The sequence below is a fragment of the Streptomyces sp. SID11385 genome (assembly GCF_010548245.1).
Lineage (GTDB): Bacteria > Actinomycetota > Actinomycetes > Streptomycetales > Streptomycetaceae > Streptomyces.
In genome coordinates, this window is the sequence record NZ_JAAGLR010000284.1 from 1 (window position 1) to 20454 (window position 20454).

Consider the following 20454-nt stretch of genomic DNA (forward strand, 5'->3'; position numbering starts at 1 on the left):
CTGCCGGAGCGCGAGACCCCCTGAGCCCCGGCAGGGCCGCCCCAGTTCCCCCCGCCCCGCCCCCGGCCGCCCCCGCGGTGGCCGCGGACCGGCGCACGTGATTGGAGACAAGGGCCGGTGTCCGTGCCCCCGCCCGGACACCGCCCGCGCACACCATGCCCACCACCGACAACAGCCTCGACTGGCTCCTCGAAAAACTCCTGGACCACACCCCCGGAACCCGCCACGCCCTCGTCCTCTCCCGTGACGGCCTGAAACTCTGCTGGACCCCCGACCTCCCCCTCGACCAGGCCGACCAGCTCGCCGCGATCTGTTCCGGCATCCAGGCGCTCGCCCAGGGCGCGTCCGTCGAGTTCGGCGACCGGCGCGGTGGGGTGCGGCACTCGATGACCGCGTACTACGGCGGACAGTTGTTCATCGTGGACGCGGGCGACGGCGCGCACCTCGCGGTGGTCGCCGAGGAGAACGCCGACCCCGAGTACGTGGGACAGGAGATGAGCCACCTGGTCGGCGCGATCGGCGCCCACCTGCGCGCCGAACCGCGCAGCCCCGCACCGAACGCCGGTACCCCGTGACGCCACGCGGTCCGGCCGACGTGGGCGAACCCGACCGGATCTTCCTCGTCACCGGCGGCAGGACCGCGCCCGGCTCGCGCGTCTTCGACCTCGTCACCCTGGTCGTGCGCGAGACGGACCGGGCGCGGGACCTGGGGCCCGAGCACCAGCGTGTCCTGGACCTGTGCCAGCACCCGGTGGCGGTCGTCGAGCTCTCCGCCGAACTGGGCCTCCCCGTGGTGGTGACGCGCATTCTGCTGGAGGACCTGCTCGCCGCCGGGCACATCCGCGTCCGCTCCCCGCGTCCCGCCGCCCGCGCGGCGGGGACGACGGGGCCGGACACCGCCGTACTCGAAGAGGTGCTCCATGCGCTGCGCAGACTCTGAATCCGCCGCCCCCACGACAGCCGGGTCCGCCCCCGCCGCTCCCGCCCCCGAGGCCGTCCCCGCCCAGGCCACCGCGCCGCCGGGCCCCCGCACGCCGCTGCCCGCGACCGCCGAGCAGGGCGTGAAGATCGTGGTCGTCGGCGGTTTCGCCGTCGGCAAGACGACCATGGTGCGCGCGGTGAGCGAGATCCGCCCGCTGAGCACCGAGGAGGTCATGACGGAGGCCGGCGAGGGCGTCGACGACCTCGCGGGCGTCGAGTCGAAGACCACCACGACGGTCGCCTTCGACTTCGGCCGCATCACGCTCAACGAGCGCACGGTGCTCTACCTCTTCGGCGCCCCCGGTCAGGAACGCTTCTGGTTCCTGTGGGACCAGCTCTTCGCCGGGAGCCTCGGCGCGGTCGTCCTCGTCGACACCCGCAAGGTCGCCGACTCCTGGTACGCCGTCGACCGCCTCGAAGCCCACCACACCCCGTTCGTCGTCGCCGTCAACCGCTTCGAGAACGACCCGCGCCGCTACGGCCTGGCGGAGATCCGCGCCGCGCTCAACCTCTCCGCGCACGTCCCCGTCCTGGACTGCGACGCGCGCGAACGCGCCTCCTGCAAGGAGGTCCTCCTCACCCTCGTCGACCACCTCTACCACCGCGCCCTCGCGCAGGAGGCAGGCGTATGAAGAACCCGCTCTTCCCGCCCCCTTCGGACGACTACGGCCCCGAACCACTGCGGCCCTGGGACCACCGCCCGAAGGAATCGTCCACGCCCCCGCTGCGCGGCCCCACCGCGGCCGGCGGCCCCCCGCCCGCCTGCCCCGCGCACGGGGACCGCTGGGAGGACGAGCCGGTGCGCCTCTCGACGCTCGACTCGGACCGGCCGCCCGCCGAGCTGTACCGCGAACTGCGCGCGCGCTTCGGGCCCGTCGCCCCGGTGCTGCTCGACGACGACATCCCCGCCTGGCTCGCCCTCGGCTACCCGGAGGTCGCCTATGTGACGGGCCACGACGAGGAGTTCGGGCGCGACTCGCGGCGCTGGCACCAGTGGGAGAACATCCCGGGCGACTGGCCGCTGCTCGCCTACGCGGGCTACCAGCCCTCGGTGTTCTTCGCCGAGGGCGAGGAGCACCGGCGCCGCGCGGGCGCGCTCACGCGCGCGCTGGAGGCGATGGACATGTACGACGTCTCGCTCGTGTGCGAGTCGGTCGGGCGGCGGCTCACCGACCGGTTCGTGAACGACGGGCAGGTGGAGCTGCTCGACGCGTACGTGCACGCGCTCCCGGTCCGCGTGATGATCGAGCTGTGCGGGATGCCCGCGGGCGAGGAGATCACCGAGAACCTCGCCGAGGACCTGCGGATCACGCTGGACGCCGAACGCGGCGAGAACCCGGTGGACGCCTACCGGCGGGTCGCCAAGCAGCTCGGCGCGCTCGTCGCCTCGCGCCGGGCCCGTCCCGAGCGCGACCTCACCTCGTACCTCGTGACGGACGCCGCCGCGCTGAGCGACACGGAGGCGGTGCACGACCTCACGGTGCTCATCCTGGCCGGTCAGCAGCCCACGGCGAACTGGATCTGCAACGCGCTGCGTCTCCTCCTGCTCGACGACCGCTTCGCCGACAAGGTCGCGGGCGGGCGCGTCGGCGTCCCGGAGGCGCTCACCGAGACGCTGTGGCTCGACACGCCGGTGCAGAACTTCCTGGGCCGCTGGGCGACGCGCGACACGGAACTCGGTGGCCGCCCCGTCAAGCAGGGCGACTGCGTGCTGCTGGGTCTCGCCGCCGCGAACACCGATCCCGAGCTGTGGCCGCACGGCGGCATGGGCGAGGGCAGCACGGCGCACCTGTCGTTCAGCATGGGCGAGCACCGCTGCCCGCACCCGTCCCCGCAGATGGCCCGCGTCATCGCCCGTACGGCGATCGACACGCTGCTCGCCCGGCTGCCCGACCTCGCGGTCGCGGTCGAGGCCGAGGAGCTGCGCTGGCGCCGCTCGCTGTGGAAGCGGGGCCTGGAGGAGCTGCCGGTGGTCTTCTCGGCGGGCGGGGTACGGGAGTGGACGGACCGCGGCGCGGGGCGGGCCCGTTCCCGCGAGACGGGCCTCCTGCGGGACTGAACCGGGGACTTCCTTTGCGAGACTGGCCGGATGACCACTCCCGGCACCCTGCCGCCCCTGCCCGAGCGGGTCGAGCGCCTGCTCGCCACCAAGGACCCGCTGCCGATCGTCGCCGCGGGCGAGCCCGTCCTGCGCGCGCCCGCCGCGCGGTACGAGGGCCAGCTTCCCGACGCGCTGCTCGCCCGGCTGCTCGCGGCGATGCGCCGCACGATGCGCGAGGCCCCCGGCGTCGGCCTCGCGGCCCCGCAGATCGGGGTGCCGCTCCGGCTCGCGGTCCTGGAGGACCCGGCTCCGGTGCCCGAGGAGGTGCGCCGCGTGCGCGAGCGCGAGCCGCTGCCGTACCGCGTGCTGATCAATCCGGTGTACGAGGGCGTCGGCGAGCGGCGCGCGGTCTTCTACGAGGGCTGTCTGAGCGTGCCGGGCTGGCAGGCCGTCGTGGCGCGCCACGCGGTGGTGCGGCTGCGTGCCGAGGACGAGCGCGGCACGGCGCTGGAGGAGGAGGTACGGGGCTGGCCGGCGCGGATCGTGCAGCACGAGACCGATCACCTCGACGGGACGCTGTACGTGGACCGGGCGCTGCCGCGTTCGCTCACCTCGAACGAGAACCTGCTGCGGTACTGGAACGAGCCGGCGCCCGAACGGGCTGCCGCTGAACTGGGGTTCGCGCTCTGACGGAGGCCGCATCACTCGTTCGGGGGAACTCCCGCGGGTACGGGGCCGGTGCGGGGCGCGTGGGGGCGCCGCACGACTAGCTTGCGGCAGTCGACACCCGCGCCGCCTCTTGGCGCGGGGCTCCCGTACAGCCCGGAGGTACCCCTTCGTGACCGCCAAGCCGCTCGCGCTGCTGCTCGCCGCGCTCACCACCGCAGCGCTCGCCACCGCTCCCGCCGAGGCGGCGAAACCGGCCAAGGCCGCCGCTCCCCGGGCAGCCGCGTGCACGGGCGAGTTCCACGGGGACGCGCGGCTCGGCCCGCGTCACCTGCCGGGGCCCCGGCAGGAGCCGGTGGGTCCGCTCCTGAAGGGCTGGAAGCGCACGGGCGGGCTCGGTGAGCACGCCTTCCTGAAGAAGTACTGGGAGGGCGACGCGACGAGCGGGAGCTGGAAGTACCCGCCGAACGACGGCTTCGCGGAGACGAACGGCAAACCGGACCGGACGGCGACGCGGCTGCGGCGCGGGGAGCGCCTGGACCGGTTCGGCTCCGTGTACGGGGCCTTCCTCGCCCCCGCCGGTGACGCGTACGCGAAGCGCGCGCTGCCGCCGCAGAACCTCAACACCCGTGAGGCGAGCGCGCCGTGCAGCTACCACGTGTACGAGGTGACGAAGCGGTTCACCGTGTGGCAGGGGCGGATCGCGCCGTGGTTCGGGCAGCCGGGCGGCGGCGAGCAGATCAAGCTGGACCCGGCGCTGCTGAACCCGGGTGAGGGCGAGGGCCTCAACGTGAAGTGGCTGCTCGACCACGACTACCTGCGTGCTCTCGTCGGCTGAGGCCGGGGGCCCTCGGGCAGCGCTCGCCGCCGCACTGCGCGCGGCGGGCCTGCCCCCGTCGGTCTACTGGATCGAGGAGGTCCACCAACCGGCGCCGCTCCCACCGGACTTCCTGTACCTGCGCCGCACACCGGGCGGGGCGGCGGGGTGGGAGACGGGAGGCTACGAACGGGGCCGCTGGACCCCGTACGCGCACCACGCCGACGAGTCGGCGGCGTGCGCGCACCTGCGTCACCTGCTCCTGGGGTGAGGCGCGGGGTTCAGGCGTCGGCGCGCCCGTACAGCACGAGTCCCCACGCCGCGCACGCGAAGGAGCCGGTCGCGGCGAGGGCGCGGACGACGTTCCAGGCGATCCACGAGGACGCGAAGCGCTCGCGGGCGGCGGCGAGCGCCTCGGCGCCCTGGGGGAGGTCGCCGTCGGCGAGGCGGTCGTTGAGCGGGACGTTGATCCCGCCCGTGACGGCGAACATGACGACGTACAGGACGAGCGCGGCGAGCACCCACCAGAAGACGCGGTGCTCGCCGCTCGTCCAGGCCCCGACGGCGGCGAGCGCGAGGACGAGGAGCGCGCCGGCGAAGGGGGTGAGGAACCAGCCGTTGAGGATGGCCTTGTTGATGTTCCGCATGGCCTCGACGAACGTGCGGTCGCTGCCCTTGCCGAGGCCGGGCATGACGGCGTAGGAGAAGGCGGCGAAGAGTCCCGCCATGAGTCCGGTGGCCAGGACGGCCAGGAAGAGGGCGGCCCCCGTCGTCGTCTTCATGTTTCCCCCGTGTCTGTGAGTTCTCAAGTTCCCTTTTTGGTAAAGGGATTGAGAACTTATCGGGCCGCGAGGGGACCGTCAAAGGTGTTCTCTCACCTCCGGTCGGCGCCCCGGGACTGGAGGCCGCGGGCGAGGCGCGGGCCGAGCCAGCGCTTGAGGCGGCGGAGGGCTTCGAGGCGCTCGGCGGCGCGGTCGACGCGGTAGTAGAGCTGGGGCGGGACGTAGGGCAGGAGCGGGGAGTGGCGCTGGCCGAGGAGCGCGAACATCTGCTCGGGCGGGAGGTCGATGTAGCGGGGCAGGTTCTCGTACCAGTGGGCGCTGTGGCGGGCGGCGCTCTGGACGGAGAGGAGTTCCCTGCGGCGGCGGCGTTCGTACGTGGCGAAGGCGGCCTCGCGCGGGCCGCCCTCGCCGAGGGCCGCGGCGAGGGCCATGGCGTCTTCGAGGGCGAGGGTGGTGCCGGCGCCGATGGAGTAGTGGGTGGTGTGGGCGGCGTCGCCGAGGAGGACGAGGTTGCCGTGGTGCCAGCGGCGGGTGGTGAGGGTACGGAAGGGGCGCCAGTCGGGGGCGGGGTGCGTGGCGTCCTGGCCGAGGAGCGGGGCACCGTTGAGGAGTCCAGCGAAGAGCCTTTCGAGAGTGCGCAGTTGAGCGTCCTCCTTGGCGGTGTCGAGACCGAGGCCGCGCCAGGTGGCGGGGGCGCACTCGATGACGCAGGTGCTGCCCTCGGGGCCGTACCCGTAGGCGTAGCACCAGATCCAGCCGTGCGGGGTGTCGACGAACGCGAAGCTGAAGCTCGTGAAGACCTTGGGGGTGCCGAGCCAGACGTAGACGTTGCGGCCTTCGGTGAGGCGCGGGGCGAAGTGGTGCGCGTGGTGGCGGCGCAGGGTGCTGCCGACGCCGTCGGCGGCGACGAGGAGGTCGGCGGCCGGGGGTGTGGCGGGGTCGATCGCGCTGCCGTGGCGGACGTCGACGCCGAGGTCGCGCGCGCGGGCGGCGAGGAGGGCGAGGAGGCGGTGACGGCCGATGCCGTAGCCCTGGTCGCCGTGGTGCTCGGTGACCTCGTCGCGGATGCGGGCGCGGCCGTTCTTCCACGGGAGGGAGGCGGCGTGGAGGGCGTGGGCGCTGGGCTCGTCGTGGGCGCGGAGCCGGTCGAGGAGTTCTTCCCAGTAGGTGACGCCCCAGCCGTAGGTGGAGCCCGCGGGGTTGCGTTCGTGGACCGTAATCTCGTGGGCGGGGTCCTGGAGTTTCATCAGGATCGAGAAGTACAGCCCGCCGGGGCCGCCTCCGGCACAGACGATCTTCACGTGCGCTCCCGCTCTGTCGCGTCCGACGCTTCTGTCGCGTCTCCCGGCCGACGGGGACGAACCCGTCGGAATCGGCAGGAAGGTAGCAGGAGTTAGGGGTTCCCCCGGGCACGACAGGGGAGCGGCGGCCCGGGTCCACTCCCCCGGTCGGCACCGCTTCCGCGTACGTCACCGGCCGGCTGACGTGCGGCCGCGACGCGGACGCCGTCCCACGACGTCCGCGTGATGGGCGCGGACCGGGGCTGGTTCCGCCTCCCCGAGGTCGTCCCTGACCTCCCCTCCCCGCCCGGCAGGACGGCCCTCACCCGCTTGTGCCCCGCGACGGACCACGAGGCGACGAAGGCGCGGCGCCGCTCCGCCTGACGCGAGACGGAAGGCGCCGCCCCGGCCGGGGCGGCGCCTTCCGTACCCGTGGGGCCCGGTCTCAGCCGATGCCCTTGATGAGCGACCAGTCGGCGATGACGGTCTTGACCGCCGGGTTCGTGTTGGTCTTCGAGGGGTGGTAGACCCGTATCGAACCATCGGCGAACCACGCCCAGATGTCCGGGATCTTGTCGCCGCTGATGTCCGGGATGCCCAGGGCCACCTTGACCGAGGCCCCGCTCCAGCTGGTGCCGTAGCTCGTGTCCACACCCTCCCGCGAGGCGGTCGCCACCCTGAGCGAGTCGAGGCTCACGCTGCCCTTCACCGCGCCGGGCTTGCCGTGCCGGATGTACATGTTGCCGTTCGAGGTGTTGCGCCACAGCAGGTCGGGCGTGCCGTCGAGGTCGATGTCGGCGACGTTGACGATGTCCCGCTCCAGCCACGCGTCGGCGTTCATCTCGACGGCTTCCTTGAAGGTGCCGCCGCTGTAGCCGACGAGGGCCCAGAAGGAGGCGCCGCTGCGGATGAACACCTCTGGGCGCTTGTCCCCGGTGATGTCCCCGACCGCCTTCAGCTGCGTCCACGTCGAGGGCTTCGGCGCGTTGGAGGGCAGCAGCACCTCCAGGCGCTTGTCGATGTCGAAGCTGCCGTAGCCGTCTCCGGGGTAGAGCCAGAACCGGCCGTCCGTGGCGCGGGCGAAGAGGTCGGTGACGCCGTCGCCGGGGTAGGCGTCGCCGTGGTGGGAGATCAGCGCGGCCTTTCCGGTGGCGGAGTCGAACCAGTGCCCCGCCGGGTTCTGCTTGCCGTCCGCGGTGTACGCGGCGGGCAGGCCGGTGTACAGCTCACCGCCCTCCAGCCCCGGGTACGAACGCAGGTTGCCGTTCTCGTTGATGGTCAGCAGGTCGGGCACCGCGTCCCCGCTGAGATCGCCGGGCGCGTCGGCCTCGTTCCCCGGGGTCACCCAGAAGGCGTAGTCGGTGTACTCGGTCGACTTGTTGCCCACGGCGTCGTAGGCGTAGACCCGCATGCTGTTGGGCCCGGCGTTCGGCGGCTTGAGGCTCAGTGTGAGCTTCCCGGTCTCGACGCCGTCCTCGTCCTTCCCGACGGTCGCGGCCTTCTCCGTGTAGTCCGCGCCCACCGTCGTCCAGGAGAATTTGGTGGCGCCCGGTGAGGTGAAGGTGATGGTGCCCGTCTCACCGAAGTGCTTGTCGGACCAGGTGAGCCCGTCGGCGGTGGCCTCCGGCCAGTCGACACTCGTCACCTCGGGCGCGGGCGGGGCCGAGCCGTCCACGGTGAACTGGCAGGGCTGGTCGCCGGGCGGGAAGTAGGTCGAGAGCGCGCCGTCGGAGTCCTCGGCGCGCACGTCCCACTTGTAGGTCGTCTTGTCGGCGAGGCTGCCCGACGGGATGCTCAGCGAGGCGGCGCCGGCGCTGTTCGCCGTGACCAGGGTCCCGGTGGGGGCCGAGGCCCCGGACTTCCACCAACGGAAACGCAGCTTCGGCACGGTGCCGTCGGCGTCCTTCGCCGAGGCGCTGAGCTTGATCGTGGTCTTGCCGACCGGACGCGTCGCCGGTGTCACGGCGCAGGCGCCGCCGGGGGTCGTCTTGCCGCCGGTGGGCTCTCCGGGCTTGTGGTTGTACGTGACGCTGAGGGTCGCCGACTTGGCGCTGAACTTGCGCCAGGAGTACGCGGACTTCTCGTCGTCGGCGTCGGCCCGCATCCCGAAGGTGAGGGTCGAGGAACCCTGCCCGGCCGCGTACGTCGCCGCCTCGTCGACCGTGAAGGAGACGTACTCGTCGGAGCAACCGGTGTAGCCGTGGGCGAAGTCCTTCGTCTGCTGATGCTTCGACCAGGAGGGCTGCTTGTTCCACGTCGTGCCCGAGGAGATGGCACCGGTGCGGTAGAGCAGGAAGCTCTTCTTCGTGCACGACCACGAGTAGTTGTTGAGCACCTTGAACTTCGCGTCGCTGACGACCGCGCCCTTGAGCTTGCTGGAGATGTTGATGCGCCAGAAGGAGCGAGCGGTGCCGCCGGTGTCGCTCTCGTAGCCGACACGGGCGTCGGAGGTGCCGGAGTTGAAGTTGGTGCCGTTGTAGAAGCTGGTGTTGGGGTACGGCTTGTAGGCGACGGTCCATGCCGCCCAGCCGGGGTTGATGCCCGGGTCCACGAAGAGGGGGTAGGCCACGTCCTTCTTCTCCAGGAGCCCGCTCGCCCGGACGTCGACCCCGAGTCGCGCGCCCTCGCCGGCCTCGTCCTCGGTGAACGTCGTCTCCAGGACGCCGCTGCGCGCGCCCGGCTCGATGCCGCTGAGCCCGGAGAGCCCGAGGACGTCCTCGGACGTCGCCGTCGCGGTCCGCGCCTCGGTGCCTGGCTTCGCTTCGGGGTCGCGGCCCGAGGAGTCCCAGGCGAAGGGCGTCGGCATCGTGCCGATGACCCGGCCGCCCTCGGCGTCCGTGATGCTCACGGTGTCCTTCGCCGAGTTGTGGGTGAAGCGCGCGGTCTCGGAGTACAGGCCGAAGGAGAGGCCGGCGAGCCTTTCGTCGCGGGCCGCCTCCTCGTCCTTGACGACGAGCAGCTGCGCGAACCCGCCCTCCTCGCGGGCCACCACCAGCAGGTCGATGCCGGGCAGCACCTCCGGGTAGAGGGCGCGCGGACCGTCGAGCACCGGCTCGGGCAGCTTTCCGGGCCAGGTGTAGGTGACGGTGTCGCCCTCCAGGTCCACCTCGGCGAGGACGGTGTCCGTCGCGCGCGGGGCCGCCCCGAGGGGGCCGCGTACGAGGGAGCGATCGGCGCGCTCCTTCCCGTCGTGCCCGGCGCGGGTGACGGCCACCGTACGTGCCTTGTCGCCACCGGCGGAGAAGCGCACCGGGAACGCGGCGTTGACCGGCTCGACGCCCTTGGAGGTGTGCCGCAGGCGGGTGTTGAGAGGCGCCCACTCGCCCTTGGCGTTCTTGGCCCGCTGCGGCAGGGCGCCGAACTCGGACTCCCTGGTCCCGTCGGGCAGGGCCCAGGTGCGCGAGGTGGCCGTGGTCTCGGCCTCGATCAGCACCTTCTCGCGCGCACGGGCCGCCTGCGCCACCGCCTCGGTGGCGGTGCGCACGTGGGGTGCCGCCGGCTCGTCCTGGGCCCGCGTACCACCGTCGGCCGCCCGGGTGGCGGCGGTCCCTCCGTGCGTCCACGGAAGCAGCGAGGCGGTGAGCGCGGCCACGAGGAGGCCGAGGACGAGACACAGGCGTGCGCGAGTGCGCACGAGAGGTCTGAGAAAGCGAGGCGCGATCACGGGGGCTGCTCCGAGGGAACCGGACGGATGGAAAAGGGCAACGCGAACAGCCCCGTTCGGCGCACCGCGGGGCATGATCGTCGGCACTCTCCCATGACGGAGACATGGCGACCCAGTGGTGAAGTCGTTGCGAAGCCGTGACTATTCCATGAAGCAAAGCCACCCGCCTATCGTTTCCCCTCAATCGTCCCTTTTGACGGACCTCGGTTTCCTTTTTGCAGCACTCGGCGCATGACGCCCCTTCAGGGCGCCGACGTGCGGTCATGCGGTGTTTTGAGGCGTGATGCGGATCACTCCCCCGCTCCCCCCTCCCTCTTCTCGCGACTTGATCTCCACATTCCGCGCACAGAAACTGCCGGAGCGCGCATCCCCGGGTTGCGCGCTCTTTTGCGTTTCTTTGCAGCACTGGCACTGCCTCTTTTCTGTTCATATCCCTTGTCGTTGTGGCGGGAGTCGCGCATATGCGTGCAGCAGGTCCGAAGCCCTGGTGGCGTTCCGGACGTCCTCTGACGGAGTCGAGCCGACGGCGCAGGCGGCGTGCCCGCGTCGCCGTCGTCCTGTCCCTGGCGACCTCCCTCGCCTGGGGCGGGCTCTCCGGTACAAGTGGCGCGCTCCCGCCGATGCCGCGCGAGGAGATACACGTCGATCTCCCCGAGTTGCCGAAGACGACCGAGACCGAGCAGGACGAGAGCGCGGCCACGCACCTGACGACCGCGCCCGAGGTCGTCAGCACCCCGTACCAGCCGGTCGCCGTGGAGCCCTGGGAGGCGGGGAGCGGTACCGCCGACCTGACCTCGCTGGCCCCCGGCGAGTCCGTACCCGTCGAGAACGTGCCGACGCCCGTCTACCTCGGTGTGCCCGAGGAGGGCGACCCGGCAGCGGTCGCGGGCGAGTGGGCCGTCGACCTGAAAGCTCCGGCCGACTCGCAGACCGCCGATGTGGCGGGCATGCTCATGGAGATCACGCCGCCGGCCACCGCCGATCCGGCGGCCGAGGTGAGCATCGCCGTCGACTACACGTCCTTCGCCGATCTCTACGGTCCGCAGGCCGCCGACCGCTTCGGCGTCGTCCTGCTGCCCGACTGCGTGATCGACGCGCCCGGCAGCGGTGACTGCGCCCCGGAGCCGGGCGGCGGGGACGGGGACGAGGACACCGCCACGGGCGCCACGACCGCCGAGCCGGTGGCGAGCGAGATCCAGGTGCTCCAGGCGGACAAGGCTTCGGCGAAGCTGAGGACGGCGCTCGCACAGGAGGACGGCCCCGTCGCCAGGACACGGCGCATGGTGACCGCCACCCTGCCGGTGAGCGAACTCCTCGGGGACACCGAGCCCGGGGGCGCGGCCAAGTCCACCGCGCGTGCCGCGGCGGCCGGGCAGGGCTCGCGCGCGGTCGGGGTCCTCGACTCGGGTGCCTCCGCCGCGGGCGACTTCACCGCCTCGCCGCTCCAGTCCTCCGGCTCCTGGGCCGCCGGTTCCTCCTCCGGCGCCTTCACCTACGGCTACCAGATGCAGGTCCCCGAGTCCCCCGGCGGCCTGACGCCGAAGGTCTCCCTCTCGTACTCCTCGCAGTCGGTCGACGGGCGCACCTCGGCCACGAACAACCAGGCGTCGTGGATCGGCGACGGCTGGGACTACAACCCGGGCTCCATCACCCGTACGTACGCCAGCTGCCGCGAGGACGCCAAGAAGCCGGGCTCCAACAACCCGACGCACAAGACCGGCGACCTCTGCTACGGCTCCGAGAACGCGACCCTCACCCTCGGCGGCACCACCACCGAACTCGTGTGGGACAAGGACCAGAAGACCTGGCTCACCGCCAACGGCGACGGTTCGCGCGTCGAGCTGAAGAAGGACACGAGCCGCGCCAACGGCGACGCGGACGGCGAGTACTGGATCGTCACGGGCCGCGACGGCACGAAGTACCACTTCGGCCTCAACAAGCTGCCCGGCTGGAGCGAGGGCAAGCCCCTCACCAACTCCGTGCTGTCCGTCCCCGTCTTCGGCAACCACCCGGGCGAGCCCTGCTACAAGGCCGGCGACTGGAAGGGTTCCGGCTGCAAGCAGGCGTGGCGCTGGAACCTCGACTACGTCGAGGACGTCCAGGGCAACGCGATGTCCCTGTGGTGGGAGCGCGCGACCAACTACTACGCCTCCAACTTCAACTGGAAGGCGCCCGTCTCCTACCACCGGGACGGCTGGCTGCACTACATCCACTACGGGCAGCGCAAGGACAACGTCTTCAGCTCCGAGGCACCGGGCCGCGTCAACTTCACGGTCGCCGAGCGCTGCTACACCGAGGGCTCCCTCGACTGCACCGAGGCGAACTTCACCTCGAAGGACCCGGGCAAGTACCGCATCTGGTACGACACTCCCGCCGACCTGCGGTGCGCCTCCGGCAAGATGTGCTGGAACGCGGCGCCGACCTTCTGGTCCACCAAGCGCCTGGCGCAGATACAGACGTCCGCCCAGCGCATCGAGGGCTCCACGGCACGTCAGGTCGTGGACCGCTACGACCTGAAGCAGTCCTTCCCGGTCCTGCGCACCGGCCCCAACACCGCGCTGTGGCTGGAGTCGGTCACCCGTACCGGCTACGGCCGCAAGGGTTCCGCGGACGAGAGCGTCACGCTCAACCCGGTCCGCTTCGAGCCCAACGAACTGGACATGCCCAACCGGGTCATGCGCGGGGCGAACGACCCCCGCCCCGGCTTCTCGCGCCTGCGCATCGGGCGTGTCATCAACGAGTACGGCGGCGAGACCGTCGTCACGTACAAGGCCCCCGAGGGCCAGTGCGCGAGCGGTTCGGGCCTGCCCGGCAAGGGTGACACGAGCGCGCTGAAGAACAACACGCGGCTCTGCTATCCCGCGTTCTGGCACCCCGACCCGGAGAAGGAGGACATCGACTGGTTCCACAAGTACGTCGTCGCCTCCGTCGAGGAACTGCCGAACGTCGACGGCGCCTACTCCACCCAGACCGACTACGCGTACAGCAACCCCGGCTGGAAACTCGCCCAGCAGGAGTTCACGAAGAAGTCGACGCGTACGTACTCGCAGTTCGCCGGCTTCGAGAAGACCGCCGTCACCACCGGTGCCGAGGACAAGGCGATCGGCAGCAAGGAGACGCGCGCCGTCACGCGCTTCTTCCGGGGCATGGGCGACGACGTCGAGGTGAAGGACGCCGCCGGAAAGCGGATCGCCTACGACAAGGAGCCGTTCGCCGGGCGGATCGCCGAGGAACTCACCTACGAGGACCCGAAGGCCGCTGACGAGGACTGGCTGACCCGCGCCGTCACCGTCCCCACCGCCACCGACCTCGGTCACCGCGACCGGGACGACGGGCTCGAACCGCTCACGGCCTGGCGCGTCAACGACGCCTCGCAGCTCGCGTACAGCAGGGACGGCAAGGGCGTGGTCCACGTCCAGGAGACCACGACCGAGTACGACACCGCGTACGGGCTGCCGACGTGGGTCGAGGAGCTGGAGGACAAGGCCGCACCCGGTCTGAAGGGCAACGTCTCCTGCACGAAGCTGGAGTACGTCCACGCCCCGGCGAAGAACCTCATCGGTCTGACCTCGCAGACGCTGACCAGCGCGACGCCCTGCGCGAAGGCCACCTTCGGTGAGCTGAAGAGTCTCGCGTCGGCGAGCCGCACGGCCTACGACGGTGGCGCCTACGGCGCGAGCCTCGGCGACAACACGCGCGGCCTGGCCACGCAGACCTGGTCGCTCAAGGCGGACGGAAGCGGCTTCCAGCCGGACGGCGAGGTCGCCTTCGACGCCATCGGGCGCGTCGTCAAGACGACCGATCCCGACGGCAACGAGGCCACGACCACGTACAGCCCGGATTCCGGGCAGTCGTTCCACGTCACCGAGACCAATCCGCTCGGGCAGGCCACCACGCAGGACGTGGAACCCGGACGCGGCACGTCGACGAGGAGCGTCGACGCCAACAAGCGTGCCACCGTCTCCGAGTTCGACCCGCTGGGCCGGCTCGCGAAGGCGTGGGGCCCGGGCCGCGCACCGGGCGCGGGCGTCCCGGACTTCGCCGCCGAATACCACATCCCCGAGATCGACCCCGAAGACCCCGACCGCCGCCCGCCGTACGTCGTGAGCAAGACGCGCGGCCACGAGGACCGCGTCGAGACCTCCGTCACGATCTACGACGGTCTCGGCCGTGAGCGCCAGTCGCAGGAGCAGGCGACCGGCAAGGGCCGCCTGATCACGGACACCTTCTACAACAGCTCCGGCGAGGTCTACCAGACCAACAACGCCTACTTCCACCCGGACAAGCCGAACGGAGAGCTGTTCACACCGCTCGCCGACACGGCCGTCCCCAACGCCACGCGCTACACGTACGACGGCCTCGGTCGCGTGCTCCAGGAACTCCCCGTCCTGAACGGCACGGAGATGCCCGCCCGTGCCACGCGGTACGAGTACGGCGCCGACTGGTCCACGGTCATCAACCCCAAGGGGGCCTCCTCCTACCGCACGTGGTCGGACCCGATGGGCCGTACCACCCAGGTCGACACCTTCACGGACGCGGCGCGCACCGAGTTCACCTCGCTGAAGTACGAGTTCGACGACAACGGCCGGACGGCCCGCGCGTACAGCGCGCAGAACACCGAGCGCGAGTGGACGTGGAAGTACGACCACCGCGGTCGCGCCTACGAGGCGACCGACCCCGACACGGGCACGACACTCACCGGGTACGACGACCGTGACCGGCCCGTCACCACGACCGACGCGAAGGGCGTCACGGTGTGGACGGGGTACGACGCGCTGTCCCGTCCCACCGAGCTGCGGCGGGACGACAAGGACGGCGAGCGTCTCATGACGACCGCCTACGACAAGGCGCCCGGCGGCATCGGCCTGCCCCACGAGACGACCCGCTACACGGACAAGGAGCCGTACACCCTCACGGTCAGCGCCTACACGCAGGACTACCAGCCGACCGCGACGACGCTGACGCTCCCCCAGTCGGTCAAGGACAAGTGGGACCTGCCCACGTCCTTCACCGTGAAGAACACCTACACCGACACCGGGCTCCTCCAGGACTCGACGATGCCGGCGCTCGGTGCCTTCGACGAGGAGAAACTCGTCGTCCGCTACAACGAGGACGGTCTGCCGCGCTCGGTCTCGGGCAAGGACTGGTACGGCGCCGAGGCGGCCTACTCCTCGTACGGTCAGCTGCTGCGCTCCACGCTGGGCTCGCAGCCGTACCGCGTCTGGGCCTTCTCCAGCTTCGACGAGGCGTCCGGTGCGCTCACGGACCAGCAGGTCATCCGCGAGAGGACGAGCGACCCTTCCGGCAAGGACGGCAACAACGTCTCGCACCGCTCCTACTGGTACGACGACGCGGGCAACGTCACGGGCATCCGTGAGCGTGCCACCGCCATCGCCGAACGCCAGTGCTTCACGTACGACCCGCTCGGTCAGCTCACCGAGGCGTGGACCTCGGCCGACCTCGACCACTGCTCCGGGGGCGCGGCCAAGCCGGACGGCTCCCCGAACGCGACGGCGGGCCCCGATGGCACGGGCTACTGGCAGAAGTACGAGTACGACGCGCTCGGCAACCGCAAGAAGCTGACGGAGAAGAGCGTCGACGGCACCCACGCCGGGGACGCGGTGACGTCGTACTCCTACGGCAAGGCGGACGGCTCCCAGTCGCACGCGCTCACCAGGATCGAGAAGACCTACCACACCCCCGCGGGCGCCGAGGTCACCACCGAGGCGGAGCGGTCCTACGCGCTGACCGGTGAGACCGAGAAGGTCAGCTCCGTGCAGAACGGGGACACCCAGGACCTCACCTGGACCTGGGACGGTCAGGTCGAGCGCGTCAGCGGTCAGGGCACGGGCGGCAAGACCCCCTACGTGGGGCCGGGCGACAAGTGCCTCGACGTCTCCGAGGGCCGGGCCGTCTCCGGCACGGCGGTCGGCCTCTACGGCTGCAACGGCTCCCCGGCGCAGTCCTGGACCTTCCGTCCGGTCCCCGGGCAGGCCGACAAGGACCTCGGCAACCTCACCGCCTTCGACGAGAAGTACTGCCTGACACCCGCCGCGGCGACGGCGGGCTCCGCGCTCCAGATCAAGAAGTGCGACGACTCCGCCCAGCAGCAGTTGCGCCGCACCAGTGGCGGCCAGCTCGTGCACGTCCCCTCGGGATTGTGCGTCGCCACCAAGGACGGCGGCACGGGGAGCGGCACCGCCGCGGTCCTCGCCACCTGCGCGAGCGGCTCGACGGCGCAGAAGTGGGAGGCGCAGAACGAGACCCGTTACCTCTACGGTCCCGACGGCAACCGTCTCCTGGCCATCCAGGGCAAGCAGGCGACGCTGAGCGTCGCGGGCACCGAGGTGACCACGCAGGGCAAGGGCAACCTCACCGACACGCGCCGCACCTACCCCGCCCCCGGCGGCTCGGTCCTGCGGTACAAGGCGGGGCCCGGCACGGGGGACGGTGAGCTGGTCGCCGAGGTGGGGGACCACCAGGGCAGCACCTACGCCGAGGTCTCCCTCCAGGAGGGCATGGCGGTCCGCGTCCAGAAGCAGGACGCGTTCGGCAACGAGCGCCACGCGACCGGCGCGGACATGAACACGAGGACGAAGGCGGGCTTCCTCGGCGCGGGGACCGACGACTCCTCGGGCTACACACCACTGGGCGCGCGTCTCTACGACCCGGCGGTGGGACGCTTCCTGTCCGCCGACCCGGTCGTGGACCTCGGTGACCCGCTCCAGGCGAACGGGTACGCGTACGCGCACAACAACCCGGTCACCATGTCGGACCCGTCCGGTATGGCGATCTCCCTGACCGCCTCGGAGATGGCGGCGGCCCTCGCGGGCGCCGGGCTGAGCGCGGCCCAGGTCGCGCAGGCCCAGTCGGACGCGAACCGCTCGCTCAGTTCGGTGATCCTCTCGGTGGCCTGGTCGGCGCTGAGCGACTTCATCGGGCTCACGGACGCGATGGCCTGCTTCGGCGGGGACATGTGGTCCTGCGGCAGCATCATCCTGGACGCGATCCCCTGGACGAAGCTCGGCAAGATCCCGTCCGTTCTGAAGGCGGTCAAGCGCACCATCAACGCCGTCCAGGCATGGCGTTCGGCGAAGAAGAAGGCCGAGGCCGTGCTCCGCGCGGCGAAGGCCGCCGAGCGCAAGGCGATCGCGGCGAAGAAGGCCGCGATCGAGAAGGCGAAGAAGGCGGCACAGGCGGCGAAGAAGAAAGCCGCGGAGAAAAAGGAGACAACGAGCCACCGGGCGACTCAGCAAGCGAAGAAAACAGGCAACCCGGTCCACAAGCAGGCCCAGGCGAAGGCGGCCCCGAAGGCGTCCTCGGCCGTTTCGCTCCACAAGAAGCCGGCGAGCAACGGCGGTGCCAAGTCGGGCGGCTCATCGGGCGGCAGCTCGCGGAGCAAGGGCGGCAGCAGCGGCGACACGGACGCCGGCAAGGCGTGCTCGGTGAACAACAGCTTCACCCCCGGCACGCGCGTCCTGATGGCGGACGGCACGACCAAGGCCATCAAGGACGTCAAGGTCGGCGACAAGGTCGTGGCCACCAACCCGGAGACGGGCAGCAGGACGGTGGAGACGGTCACGGCGGAGATCAAGGGCGAGGGCCTCAAGCACCTCGTCAAGGTGACCGTCGACACGGACGGGAAGAAGGGCAAGAAGCCGGCAACGGTGACGGCGACCGAAGGCCACCCCTTCTGGGTCGCGGACCTCCACGCCTGGATCGACGCCAAGGACCTCACCCCCGGCGCCTGGCTCCGCACTTCCGCCGGCACCCGCGTCCAGATCACCGCCGTCCGCGCGTACGACAACGCCCGCGCGACCGTCCACAACCTGACGGTCCGCAACCAGCACACGTACTACGTGCTGGCGGGGGCGGCCCCTGTCCTGGTCCACAACTGCGGCGAAATCTCCGACGAGGCCCGGGGTCACGTGCTCAACGGTGTCGTCACGGACGACAGCCGGTTCGCTGGTTGGCACCTCCACCCCGAGCAAACCGGCGGCATTCCCGATGACCGGTACATCAATGGCGAGCTGGTGACCGGCGCCGACGGTACCGCTCGGGTGAACGGGACGGTCGGGGCGCGGCTCGCGGACGGCAGTACCATCGAGAAGACGGCCACCGCCGGCCACACGTTCTTCCCCGCGGACTGGACGGAGGACGACGTCATGGAAGCGGGCAGGCACCTGTTCGCCAATGGCGTGTACAAGCGCGGGGGCACGATGGTGGTCGCCACGTTCCGAGGCGTGAAGATGACGGGATTCCTGGAGAAAACCGCACAGGGAACCTACACGCCGTCAACCTTTTTCCCCAAGGGCAGCTAGGCGAGGACGGTGTGGCCGTGTGGACTTACAGGATCGACCAGGACGACTTCATCGCCGCGGAAGGGCCGCCCGGGACCGATGAGAACGTGAGGCTGGCCCTGGAAACGCTCGTCATTCCCTTCGGGACTTCGGCCGACCTCGCGGAGACCTACCTGCGGGAGTGGCGGACGAAGGAAAGGGAGGCGGCCGGCCAGGTGTACACGCTGGGAACGCCGAGCGCGTCCGTGACGCGGATCGACCCGGAGAGGGTGGAAATCGTCGACCTCTACGGGCAGTTCCGCACCTGTGTGGCGCGGGTGGAGGAATTCGAGTGCGCCATCGCATGCCTGGCCCGTTTCCTGCGTGCCCGTCCGTTCTGAGCGGCCGGCTTCCTGAGACCGCGCGGTCAGGCCGTGCGGCAGACGCCACGGCGGCCGACAAGCTGAGCGCTCCCCTGCGGATTCCGCAGGGGAGCGCTTCTTTTTGCGGCCGTCGGGTCCTCGTCGGGTCCGGAGAGCCGACCGGCCCGGCTTATCCGGTCAGGGCGACACCGGCTCGCCCCGTTCGTCCGACGGTGTGCTCGTCGCCACCGTGCCCGCCTTCTCCGGAGCCGTCCGCAGGACGCCGGCCGCGACCGCGGCGATCACGCAGAAGGCGACCGGGAGGAAGAAGGCGACGTTGAGGGGCATGAGGTGGGTCATGGGCCCGATGACGGCGGGGCCCGCGAGCATGCCGAGGTAGCCGAGGCCCGCGACGCGGGAGACGTTGACGCCCGCGCCCGCCGGGTCGGCGTGGCCCGCCGCGCTGAAGAGCTGCGGGACGCAGCCCGAGAGGCCCGCGCCGAAGACCGTCCAGCCGACGAGCGCCGCCCAGACAGAGGGCGACAGCGCCGCGAGGGTCATGCCCACCGCCGCGAGAGCGGCCCCGTACCGCAGTACCGCGAAGGCGCCGAAGCGTGCGGCGACGCGGTCGGTGAGGAAGCGGCCGACGGTCATCGCCGTCGCGAAGGCGCCGTAGGCGAAGGCGGCCGTGGACTCGGGGGCGTCGAGGACGTCCTTGAGGTGCAGCGTGCTCCAGTCGTTCGCGACGCCCTCGCTGAGCATGAGCATCAGGGCGAGCGCGGCGAGAAGCCAGATGCGGCCGGGTGTCCGGGTACGGGCGCGGGGCTCGGCCTTCCGCGCGGGCGGCGACTGCGCTGCCGCCTGACCGGGCAGTGGCTCCGCACCCGTATCCGTGCCCGCAGCCGCCTCCGTAGCCGCCTCCGCGGTCTCCTCCGCCTCCGGCCGCAGCAGCATCGGCGTCACCACGACCGCGAGCACGATCCCCACCACCGCGGTCACCGCGAAGACCGCCACCGGGGACCAGTCCAGGCGCCGCGTCTGCGAGCCGGCGAGGGCCGCGAGAACGCCGCCGACCGAGAAGACCGCGTGGAAGGCGGACATGATCGGCCGCCCGTACCCGCGCTCCACCTGCACGGCGTGCGTGTTCATGCTGACGTCGAGGCAGCCGTTGCCGAAGCCGAGGACGAGCAGCGCCCCCGCCAGCGTCCACGCGTTCGTCGCGAGGCCGGGCAGGACGAGCGCGGCGGCGCACAGCGCGAGCCCGGCGGGGACCGTGCGGCGCGGGCCGAAGCGGTCGCTCAGCGGGCCGGCGGCCTGCATCCCGAGGAAGGCGCCACCGCCGAGCAGCAGCAGGAGCCAGCCGAGCAGGGCGTGATCGATTCCGGCACGGTCCTCGACGGCGGGGATGTGGACGACCCACATGCCCATGACGAAGCCGTTGAGCAGGAAGACGGCGAAGGTCGCGCGGCGCCCGGCCCGCAGCACTTTGTTCATTCAACGAACATAGCGCACAGCTTTTCTGTGCGTAAAGGCCGGCTCAAGACAGAGTGCGGCGGCGTTTCTCACATGGGGCGTGTTTACT

The 20454-nt window shown here is 71.3% G+C and carries 14 protein-coding genes; 10 read left to right on the forward strand and 4 right to left on the reverse strand.

The annotated features are described in order from the left end of the window. Positions 1–155 precede the first annotated feature (155 nt). The 7 genes from G3I42_RS08705 to G3I42_RS08735 all read left to right on the forward strand — a co-directional run bounded on the left by G3I42_RS08705 (position 156) and on the right by G3I42_RS08735 (position 4776). Positions 156–575, forward strand: a complete 420-nt coding sequence (locus G3I42_RS08705) for a roadblock/LC7 domain-containing protein (RefSeq protein ID WP_007819547.1) — start codon at positions 156–158, stop codon at positions 573–575. Next, positions 572–940 (forward strand): DUF742 domain-containing protein, encoded by a 369-nt coding sequence (locus tag G3I42_RS08710; RefSeq protein WP_164283995.1) that lies wholly within the window; start codon positions 572–574, stop codon positions 938–940. Before G3I42_RS08705 ends, G3I42_RS08710 begins: the two co-directional genes overlap by 4 nt. Further along, on the forward strand, positions 921–1613 hold the full coding sequence (locus tag G3I42_RS08715; RefSeq protein WP_164283997.1) for an ATP/GTP-binding protein: 693 nt from the start codon (positions 921–923) through the stop codon (positions 1611–1613). Before G3I42_RS08710 ends, G3I42_RS08715 begins: the two co-directional genes overlap by 20 nt. A 251-nt stretch (positions 1614–1864) precedes the next feature. After that, complete coding sequence (locus G3I42_RS08720) at positions 1865–3040, forward strand: cytochrome P450 (RefSeq protein ID WP_164284027.1); 1176 nt, start codon at positions 1865–1867, stop codon at positions 3038–3040. A gap of 30 nt (positions 3041–3070) precedes the next feature. Then, positions 3071–3712, forward strand: coding sequence for a peptide deformylase (locus G3I42_RS08725; RefSeq protein WP_164283999.1), 642 nt, complete (start codon positions 3071–3073; stop codon positions 3710–3712). Positions 3713–3860: 148 nt separating this feature from the next. Beyond that, on the forward strand, positions 3861–4526 hold the full coding sequence (locus G3I42_RS08730; RefSeq protein WP_164284001.1) for a TNT domain-containing protein: 666 nt from the start codon (positions 3861–3863) through the stop codon (positions 4524–4526). Beyond that, a complete protein-coding gene (locus G3I42_RS08735; RefSeq protein ID WP_164284003.1) occupies positions 4510–4776 on the forward strand; it encodes a hypothetical protein in 267 nt (88 codons plus the stop codon). The genes G3I42_RS08730 and G3I42_RS08735 overlap by 17 nt, the downstream gene beginning before the upstream one ends. A 10-nt stretch (positions 4777–4786) precedes the next feature. On the opposite strand, the gene G3I42_RS08740 is transcribed toward G3I42_RS08735, so the two are convergent. Then, positions 4787–5287 (reverse strand): anthrone oxygenase family protein, encoded by a 501-nt coding sequence (locus G3I42_RS08740; RefSeq protein WP_164284005.1) that lies wholly within the window; start codon positions 5285–5287, stop codon positions 4787–4789. Positions 5288–5379: 92 nt separating this feature from the next. After that, positions 5380–6588, reverse strand: a complete 1209-nt coding sequence (locus tag G3I42_RS08745; RefSeq protein WP_164284007.1) for an FAD-dependent monooxygenase — start codon at positions 6586–6588, stop codon at positions 5380–5382. A 225-nt stretch (positions 6589–6813) separates the two neighbouring features. Here G3I42_RS08745 and G3I42_RS08750 point away from each other — a divergent pair, with 225 nt between their 5' ends. Then, on the forward strand, positions 6814–6951 hold the full coding sequence (locus G3I42_RS08750) for a hypothetical protein (protein ID WP_239096341.1): 138 nt from the start codon (positions 6814–6816) through the stop codon (positions 6949–6951). Positions 6952–7012: 61 nt separating this feature from the next. Here G3I42_RS08750 and G3I42_RS08755 read toward each other — a convergent pair whose 3' ends face one another. After that, positions 7013–10201 (reverse strand): DNRLRE domain-containing protein, encoded by a 3189-nt coding sequence (locus G3I42_RS08755; RefSeq protein ID WP_343244492.1) that lies wholly within the window; start codon positions 10199–10201, stop codon positions 7013–7015. Positions 10202–10692: 491 nt separating this feature from the next. Between G3I42_RS08755 and G3I42_RS08760 the strand changes: the two genes are divergently transcribed. Together G3I42_RS08760 and G3I42_RS08765 are read left to right on the forward strand one after the other, a co-directional pair. Next, positions 10693–18552 (forward strand): ricin-type beta-trefoil lectin domain protein, encoded by a 7860-nt coding sequence (locus G3I42_RS08760; protein WP_164284010.1) that lies wholly within the window; start codon positions 10693–10695, stop codon positions 18550–18552. An 11-nt stretch (positions 18553–18563) separates the two neighbouring features. Next, positions 18564–18911, forward strand: coding sequence for a hypothetical protein (locus G3I42_RS08765; RefSeq protein ID WP_164284012.1), 348 nt, complete (start codon positions 18564–18566; stop codon positions 18909–18911). Between the two features lie 159 nt (positions 18912–19070). Here the strand turns inward: G3I42_RS08765 and G3I42_RS08770 are convergent, their stop codons facing one another. Next, complete coding sequence (locus G3I42_RS08770) at positions 19071–20366, reverse strand: MFS transporter (RefSeq protein ID WP_239096342.1); 1296 nt, start codon at positions 20364–20366, stop codon at positions 19071–19073. Positions 20367–20454: the final 88 nt, after the last annotated feature.

What these genes read in the sequence shown, in the direction of transcription:
- G3I42_RS08740 (WP_164284005.1), bottom strand. Translation starts at nt 5,287, where the DNA reads ATGAAGACGACGACGGGGGCCGCCCTCTTCCTGGCCGTCCTGGCCACC.
- G3I42_RS08770 (WP_239096342.1), bottom strand. Translation starts at nt 20,366, where the DNA reads ATGAACAAAGTGCTGCGGGCCGGGCGCCGCGCGACCTTCGCCGTCTTC.
- G3I42_RS08750 (WP_239096341.1), top strand. Translation starts at nt 6,814, where the DNA reads ATGGGCGCGGACCGGGGCTGGTTCCGCCTCCCCGAGGTCGTCCCTGAC.
- G3I42_RS08725 (WP_164283999.1), top strand. Translation starts at nt 3,071, where the DNA reads ATGACCACTCCCGGCACCCTGCCGCCCCTGCCCGAGCGGGTCGAGCGC.
- G3I42_RS08705 (WP_007819547.1), top strand. Translation starts at nt 156, where the DNA reads ATGCCCACCACCGACAACAGCCTCGACTGGCTCCTCGAAAAACTCCTG.
- G3I42_RS08760 (WP_164284010.1), top strand. Translation starts at nt 10,693, where the DNA reads ATGCGTGCAGCAGGTCCGAAGCCCTGGTGGCGTTCCGGACGTCCTCTG.
- G3I42_RS08715 (WP_164283997.1), top strand. Translation starts at nt 921, where the DNA reads ATGCGCTGCGCAGACTCTGAATCCGCCGCCCCCACGACAGCCGGGTCC.